3 protein-coding genes and 2 pseudogenes are annotated in these 8,232 nt (G+C 35.0%); all 5 read right to left on the bottom strand.

The annotated features are described in order from the left end of the window. Window positions 1-667 precede the first annotated feature (667 nt). Window positions 668-1,867: pseudogene (locus HMPREF9304_RS08265) on the bottom strand (IS4 family transposase); the annotation flags it as partial. 233 nt (window positions 1,868-2,100) lie between these two features. After that, window positions 2,101-2,229: a hypothetical protein gene (locus HMPREF9304_RS15180; RefSeq protein ID WP_257996293.1), complete on the bottom strand. Its 129-nt coding sequence runs from the start codon at window positions 2,227-2,229 to the stop codon at window positions 2,101-2,103. 257 nt (window positions 2,230-2,486) lie between these two features. Next, entirely contained in the window at window positions 2,487-5,936 is a 3,450-nt protein-coding gene (locus HMPREF9304_RS08260) for a hypothetical protein (RefSeq protein ID WP_197061660.1), read from the bottom strand. Window positions 5,937-5,982: 46 nt separating this feature from the next. Next, window positions 5,983-7,551 (bottom strand): hypothetical protein, encoded by a 1,569-nt coding sequence (locus HMPREF9304_RS14685; protein ID WP_197061659.1) that lies wholly within the window; start codon window positions 7,549-7,551, stop codon window positions 5,983-5,985. Window positions 7,552-7,997: 446 nt separating this feature from the next. Beyond that, a pseudogene (locus HMPREF9304_RS08255) lies at window positions 7,998-8,232 on the bottom strand (MobV family relaxase); the annotation flags it as partial.

Below are 8,232 nucleotides of genomic sequence, written 5' to 3'. Positions count from 1 at the left end.
ACTTGTGAAGAAGCAGACAATGCAGGTGAGAAACCTGTTGCCATGATTGCATATATAAGTGATAATGGTAACGGACCTGCACCTTATAGNAAACATGGNCTTGCCATATCTTTGCGNAATCTAAAAAGCCNGGACAGANCCAACTTGTTTTTANTAGAGGAATTGGAGANAGTAGACACATACCTTTCTGAATATCAGAAAGTAGCGCCATCTTGGACCCAATGGTATGTNCCAAGATTCAAAGANTTTGATTTAATATTTGATGCTTTTGGCGGTACTAAATATAGTAATAAACCACATTATACAACCCAACCGTGGGACTATGGAAGACTTAATGATTTTATGGAATCAACAGAACGGTATGGTGAAGACGAGGTTTATCATGATTGTTTTATNGNATNCCTACCACCGTATCNCGATTGGCAACCATCCCGTTATTGGATTAATGTTTCCGAGAATTCNCAGTCATCATTTTTGTGGTTATATGATATTAAGGGTAAGCAATACTTACAATGGCACCGAACTGCACTGGGAGGCTGTTTTATACGTCCTGTATTTAAATTTTAATTTATAGCTGTCCGGTAAAACTCAAAAGAGCATAAATATCCTCCCCGAAGCCCAGTAAAATTGGACTTCGGGGTTTATTTTTTCAAAAGTAAGCCCCCTCTTAATCGAAAAGACTTGGTTCTGGCGGCGCTTTTTGCATCTCCTTTGCAAGGAAATCATTCCAAGTTTTTTCGGGATTTTCCATAAATGCAATAAAATCGACGTAGTACATAAGCATAAGCCGTACCATGGTAACAACTTGCGAAAATGCACAATGCCTCTTGATGCTTCTCGACAGAACCGTTATCAGCAGATTGGCTATCAGAACAACCCATGTCTGTATTTGTATGGCGTTGACGCTGTCCCCATAGAAGAAATGAAGCGGGAAGTTCTGTTTAAGTTGTTTGTATAACGACTCGATAGCCCATCTTAAGCGGTAAATTTCAGCAATGTCCTCAATCGTGAAGTCAAAGTTGTTGGTCAATAGCACAACTGGTTTCTTGCGGGTATAAAATATCTCCACCCTTCGTGCCTCATGGATGAGTTCCCCTCTTGTAAAACGTACTTTTTGGTCAATATGTGCCACAAGTCCCTCTGTATTGACGTACATAACGGATTCAAGTACCTCATACTTAAGGTTTTTCTTCATTTTTGTCACGTAGCAAACGCTTTCTTCTGTAAGACGTTGGAATTGTGCTATGTCGACATAACCACGATCCATTGCCAAAGTGGAGTCTTTTGGCAGATGCACCTCTTTTAGCAGGTAATGGTCGTGTTTAGCGGCGGATGTGAGCTGCACCACCATCGGCACGCCGACATGATACTTCATAACCGTATGCACTTTCATGCCGCCTTTCTTCTTGCCTGATTTCGGATGCCGCCCAACCCCTTTGAGTATGTTGTCGAAGAGCGTTATTGTGGTGGAATCCATCATGTAAAGCAGCTTCTCCCAGTCTTTAGGCTCGTGCGTCTGCCCCTTATAACTCTTGGCAGGGCGGCTGTCCGCTAAAAACTTGGCATACTTCTTCAGTAGATATGCATAGACACTTGCAAAGAACTCCTGAGGACGGCGTATATTGGCCTCAGCAAGCGTACTGCGACGAACAAGATAGTTCATTCCGAGGTGTGCGAGCTTGTGAGCCTCCGCCTTCATGCCTATCTCAAGTTCGCGCAGAGAATCAAAGTGTTTGAGGATGCCGAACAACATTACGACAAGATGTTGGTAACCGTCAAAACGCTTCACATAAGCCTCGCTTCCTTTCGTTTCGCGGCTTATTTGAAGAATTTTCTCCTTGTCGAGTAACTTTAATACTTGACTATAGACCGGCTGTCCAAGGTAAAAATATGATTTCGGTCTAAATGCTTAAATTACAAGGCTCTGCGATAAAACACAGGTCGTATAGGTAACGATTTAGAAATGAGCGAAGTGTACTGATACACAATATTTTGAATAGCCAAAGAACGCTCACTATTTCACTTACAAAGATAACCATTTTCGAGGAAAAGTGAGCGTTTTTTCATGTTTTTCTTCTTGTCAGTGAAAGAAAAATGCGATTATAGTCGTTGTGAGCGGTTACGATGAATGAGCTGTTGCCGTACTCGTATCGCCACCTGCTTTTGGTGCATCTTTACTATGGTGCCATCATAGAAGCCATCTTGCGGAGCATCAAACAAATATTGCACAAAAGAGGTAGAAGCTATTAAAGAATCTCTGGATAAAACTTAGCTCCTCTTCATAGACCTTGATTTCTCGTTGTTGTTTTGAGATTGTTTTGTCTTTTCCCTTGATGGTATCCTATAAGAGAATCACCTTCCTACGGATTTCGTTTTTCTCTTTCTCTTTGAGGGGCGTTGTTGTCCTACCTTCTTTCTCTAATTCCGTAATACGCTCAAGTTCAGCGTTTCCAAAGAACGAGTAGAATGTTCCTTCTACTCGCAGTTTACTTAATGCTTTTATACGTAATTACATTTTCTATAAATAAATATGCTTCTGACGAACCCAAATCAACCATCCGGTTTAAAATCCAAACATAGTCATCTATTAGAGTTTTGTCTTTTTTGATTTTTGAAATATGATTATAGAAAAGTCGCTTTATCATTCTCTCCGATGACACAGATGTCAATGACAAAGAGGCGATGTTATTTGATTTGAAAAGGTTTGACAGCCAACTTATTCCTTCGGGCAAAAATTCTTTTCCTCCAATTGTAGAAAACACGTTTATTACTGATGAAGCATTGTTTTTCCCTTTTTCAAGAAACACTTTTTTATAAAAATCTTTTTTCCCATTTAAAACACTCCAATCACTTTCATTCGGATTATCTTGATAATCCCATAGCAAATATCTAATGTCCAACAAAAGTTTTTGAATTAGCGGGTGTGTTCCATCACTTGGGATTAAATCAAACAGAACTTCCCATAGATTCCAAAAGTTGGTCTGTTGCTGTGAGTATTTTGTTTGGTCAATTTTTGAATTTCCATTGTCATATAATTTCAATACAAAATAATCCAAAGTATTATTCACAAATTGGAGCAAATCGTCTCTTCCAAATCTTTGTCTTTGCGTATTTTTTGACAGTGAATTGACCAATGTAGTTAAAACAGATTTTGAAAAATCAAAATTTGCGCCCAAAAATAAATTGGCAAGATATTGTTCAATATCTGAAATTGATTCGTGATGAAATTGTCGAGATTCTCTTCCTCTGTTATATGAAAAATCTTCTTCTTTAGTTAAGTCGCCAATAACTATCGGTAATATGTGGTTTATGAAATGTGTAAAATCTTTATCTGCTGTGTCATATGGCGTAATTACAAAAGCTCTTGCCAATAAATAACCTTCTGATTTTTCTAAACTTATTTCTGCAAGGTCTAATTTTAAGTTTTTGTTAGATGCAATTTCCTGAACAAAATCATTTTCCTTTTTTAAACTTTTTTCATCTTGATTTCCATAGAAATTAGGATTTGCTTTTTTGAAATTAGAATACATAATGAGACCAAGCCAAACTCTTTTTGCTTCATTAGGAAATTGTTTGAAAAATACTTCTCTAAAGTATCGTATGATTTTGTCAAATTCGTGGTCGTGGAACGGTGCGAATAGCATATAAATCATTGTAGCTATTATGCCGTTTTTATCTTCTTCGTTATCAACATTTTGCAAAAGTAAATGGAAAGAAGATAAAGCAATTTCTTTTTCCATTATGCTGACACTCATATTAAGGCTATAATCTCTGCTAAATGTATCTTGAAGAATAGAAGTTGTTGCATCAGTAATTATTTTTATACACTTTGTTTTTTGCTCTTCATTTATGTTTGTTGCAAAATCTCTCAGTCCTAATACAGCTAACGTGATTGGTCTGTCATAAAGAATATTTAAGGATCTTGATGAAGAATATTGTTCATAGCAAGATAACCAAAATGAAAAATCAATAATTTCTTTCTTTTCGTAAGTTTTTGAAAGTTGTCCTGAAATATTCAAAGACTTTGTATCTGCTTCAAAACTTTCTTTATTGGATTCAATAAACTTTACAACTTCATCATCGTATTCAGGTTGAATAGGAAAACCACCAAGTTTTTCATCATATTCTCCAACTTTATGGTTTCTGATATCCATTTCAATTAAATTCTTTTTCCATATAACATCTTTACCATCATTTCGTGCTTTTAGTTTGTCAATTATTTGGTGAATTTCTTTATTTAATTTTCTAACATTAAATTGATAGTCTAAAATAAAATCTCGAAGCCCTCTTTGATATTTTTTTCTATGTGGAAGTTGATTTGATTCCAAACGCTCTTTTTGTGCAAATGAAATATCATAATCCATTGTGGCAAACGAAGAGTATTCTTCAAGTGCTCGACTTAAATCCCACTCATAAAATTCCTTGACAGACAATAAAGGCAACATCGCTTCTTCAACTTCTCTGGGATAAGCAATAGCAACACTCGTTAAAACTGCTAATGGAGCAACATTATTGCTGTTTTTAAGAACATAATCAAATATAAACTTCAAGTTCTCTCTACTAACATCTGTCTTTCTTTTAGCCGTTTCTAATAAAAACTTCTCAAGGCTCATTAGCAATGATTCCAACGCGTAGTTTGTAACGCTTAAACCTCTGTAAGCCGCCCATAATTCCCACGCCGCATATAGTTTTGTTTTTGTTCCGTCATTCTGTTCTATTTCAATTTGAGAAATTTTATGCTTATATTCACAAGTAGCGTTTACATAAAATTCAACCGAATAATTGAAAAAATCAATGATGAACTTCAAACCAACGATTGGGTGAATCCACAATAAATTGTAAAAAGGCGTTTTGTAAATTCCCGAAGGGAAAAAGGAATGTCTATCTCTTATTCCCCAACATTCCTCATCACGCAAAGAGTGTCTTGATATAAATCTAATTTCATTTGGATAATAAGATTCTTTTGGTGGTATATATTTCCAATTTTTCCAAGCTGTTTCAATAATCAATTCAGGCAATTCTTTTATCAAACGCTGGTTTCCTATACCTGAAAGACAACTTTCAATTACATTTTCGTAAAAAGAATTTAATCTCCAAGATTCCCGATTTTCTTTCTTGGTAAATGCTCTTGCAATAAGTTGTTTAATTTCTTCCTTTGAAATTGAAGCCAAATCAAATAAAATTGAAATCAAGTTTGATGATTTACCTTTGACATTTTCATCTTGCCAAAATTCTTTTTCTTCTTCAACTTCTTTCAAATAGGTTAGGACAATAGATTTTGCCGCCTCTAATTCTGCGTTTTCAATTTTTTTGTATTGAAAAAGTAATCGGTAATACCAATTAGTGAGAAAATTGAGTATTGTAAGTTTTATTGATTCTAATTGAGTATTGTTCTTTTGAATAAAAAACAATGCTTCTTTCCAACCCGAACCAATCGGCAAAAGCAAATTGCTGTTGTTCGTTTTTTGGTCGTTTTCTTTGCAGCAAGTTTTTATGATATGCAAACATCTATTGAAGAAAACAGAGTTGTCTTCAAGAAGTTCTTTTTCAAAAGAAGTAAAAAATGAATTACTGTTTTCTGACTTAAATACAGCTACCAACAATTCATCTGCCCAATATTTCTCAATAGTTTGGTCAGCAATTGTTACCTTGATCAGTTCATTTATTTTACCATTGTTGTCAATTAAATAGTCTTCCACCCAAAGACGAAATGCTCGTCTAATAGCCGGCTCGTTTCCTAAATTGTTGAAAAAATCTTTTGGATTTGGAAAGTCTTCAAACTTTGAAGAAACATATTTTACTAATGCCCAATCTTCTAATATATCGTGAGTGGGAGAATACTTTCTGTTGTTGTTTTCTTGAAATACAATTTCATCATTTTCTAAACAAGCTATAGCCTCTGCATCAGACTTATCAGGTTTAGTAAAGAGTTTCATTTCCTTTGCTCTCTTTACTGCAATTTCTTTAAAGGCTTCTTCACGTTTAAGTGGAAGTCCATTTTTTTGTATTGGTTGAATCTACAACTAATGAATTCCATAACTTGTCTTTAAACTCTGTCTGCGAAACATTAGCATAATCATCGTTTGTTTTACTAATTGCTAAGATTGAGAAGTCCAAATATTTTGGACTTTGCAACAACTTTTTGACTTTGTCGTTTTTTAGAACACTATTTAACTGCGGAAACTTTTCAGCTACAAGTTTTAATTCTTCTTCATTAAGCGTTGGAATGTCAATTATACATATATTGTCTTTATCAATACCAAATTTTAATGTAATTAAATCAATCGCATATTTCCGTGACGAAGCAATTAATTTAATTTCTGGGTGCTCTTTAAGTAACGCTAATAACTGTTTAAAAGCACATTCGGGGTCTGCTTCCAATAGCTTTTCCAAGCTATCAACGAAAATAATTTTTTCAGGAATAAGGGAGATACATGAGAAAATATTTTGTATTGTTTCATTTACCCCTTGACTTGAGAAAACATTGGCGAGCGTAGATTCATTGAATTGGTCTGCTCTGAAAACAAACACACTTGCATTAGGATAATCTTTTTCAAGGATCTCTTTGATTTCAGCTGATTTCCCAACTCCAGGTTTTCCTGTCACAATCGTTAGTTGGGAATTACTTAGACCAACTAAAATTTTTTCTCTTAATTCTGATCGTTGTAAATGAAATTCGTTTTCTCCTTTTCCAATATAAGTTTTTATTGGTCGTAAGATCTCATTGCTGTCTGATTTAAGTTTTTCAACGGCTTTGAAGTATGGAGTTAAATGTGTGTTATCAAAATGCTGAAAGAAATCTTTATCTTTAATACTTTCAAGTGTCACACTTCCACCATTTGGATTAAGCGTAGCAACATAAGCAAAAATACTGTCCCAAATATCCTTTTCGGTTGTTGCCGAATTTTTGTTTTTACTGAGTTTAATCAGATTGAGAAAATATGTTTTATCAATACTCCCTTCGTTTAGGAAATCATATTCCAAAACATCAACACATTTCAAAAACTCCCAAAGTTCTTTATCTGTCAAATATGTATTTTTATTTGCTTCTTTTAGCACCTCACGAAAAACATCTAATCGGTCTTTCTTTCCTTTTATCCTGTTTACTTCGGTAATAAAATCTGCTTCTGTTGCGTGATTTTTTGCCCAATTAAAAAGCGATTTAAGATGATTTCTTTCATCTTTAGTTAAACCATTCTTTATAATAATAAGTTTATCTTTTGATTTGTCAAAAACTGAAGTATTATTATAGTCTTTCCAAAAAGCATTAATTACCTCTTTGAATATTTCATTATCAACAGTAAATGATATATCGTGTTTTACCTGAATCAATATACGATGTTCACCACTTGCTGATTTTGCCGTAACCATAAAATCATCAGTTTCATAGCCTCTGTTAGTTACTTGTAGTGCAACCTCCGATAATTCACCAGAATCAAGACATGGAGCATTACCATGAATGATAAGAGTTGTAAGAAACGCCGTTTGAACGAGTTGTTCAAAGTTTGTCCCACCTCCTCCTTTTTGAAATACGCTTCCCTTTTGTGACATATTAATTTATTCCTTTAGTATCCTCCCCATTTTAGACAACAGGTTGGTGTTTATTTTACTGTTACAAACCTACTTTTTTTCTTTCTATAACATAGTTATTTGCTGTTGCTATGTAGTTGCTACTACCCATATTATATGCTACCAATTATTTTTAATACTTTAGCAGGGTAGTTTAAAGTTGTAGAACTTTATATTCCTCCCAATACCTTATGAAAAAGTCAAGAAAATAAACTCGTCAGGGCGAGAATTATTGACCACCCAGTAAGGCAAAAATAGTTTGCTCCCCTAAAAATATGATTTCGGACTAGATGGCCAGATTACAAGGTTCTGCGATTAGATGCAGGTCGTATAGAACACTCACTATTTCAGTTGCAAAAGTAACACTTTGTGTGGAAAAGTGAGCGTTCTTTCGTGTTTTTCTTCTTGTCAGCGAAAGAAAAAGGCGATTACAGTCGTTGTGAACGGTTACGATGAATGAGTTGTTGCCACTTCTGCTCGCACCAATCAGGAACAGATAGACCATTGATGGTAAGGATTGGTTGACGCTTCTCGTTGGTCGTGATGCGTAGCTCCGCATTTTCCTCCGTGAAGTTACGTTTGTACATTCCTGAATATACATCAGCAGTACCACGTACAGCTACCTGCTTTTGGTGCATCTTCACCACGGTATCATCATCAAAG

The sequence above is a fragment of the Hoylesella timonensis S9-PR14 genome (genome assembly GCF_000762405.1).
GTDB classification, from domain to species: domain Bacteria; phylum Bacteroidota; class Bacteroidia; order Bacteroidales; family Bacteroidaceae; genus Prevotella; species Prevotella timonensis_A.
The sequence above is the reverse complement of the archived record's forward strand: the minus strand, read 5'-3'. Positions and strand labels throughout refer to the sequence as shown.

What these genes read in the sequence shown, in the direction of transcription:
- HMPREF9304_RS08260 (WP_197061660.1), bottom strand. Translation starts at nt 5,936, where the DNA reads ATGAAACTCTTTACTAAACCTGATAAGTCTGATGCAGAGGCTATAGCT.
- HMPREF9304_RS14685 (WP_197061659.1), bottom strand. Translation starts at nt 7,551, where the DNA reads ATGTCACAAAAGGGAAGCGTATTTCAAAAAGGAGGAGGTGGGACAAAC.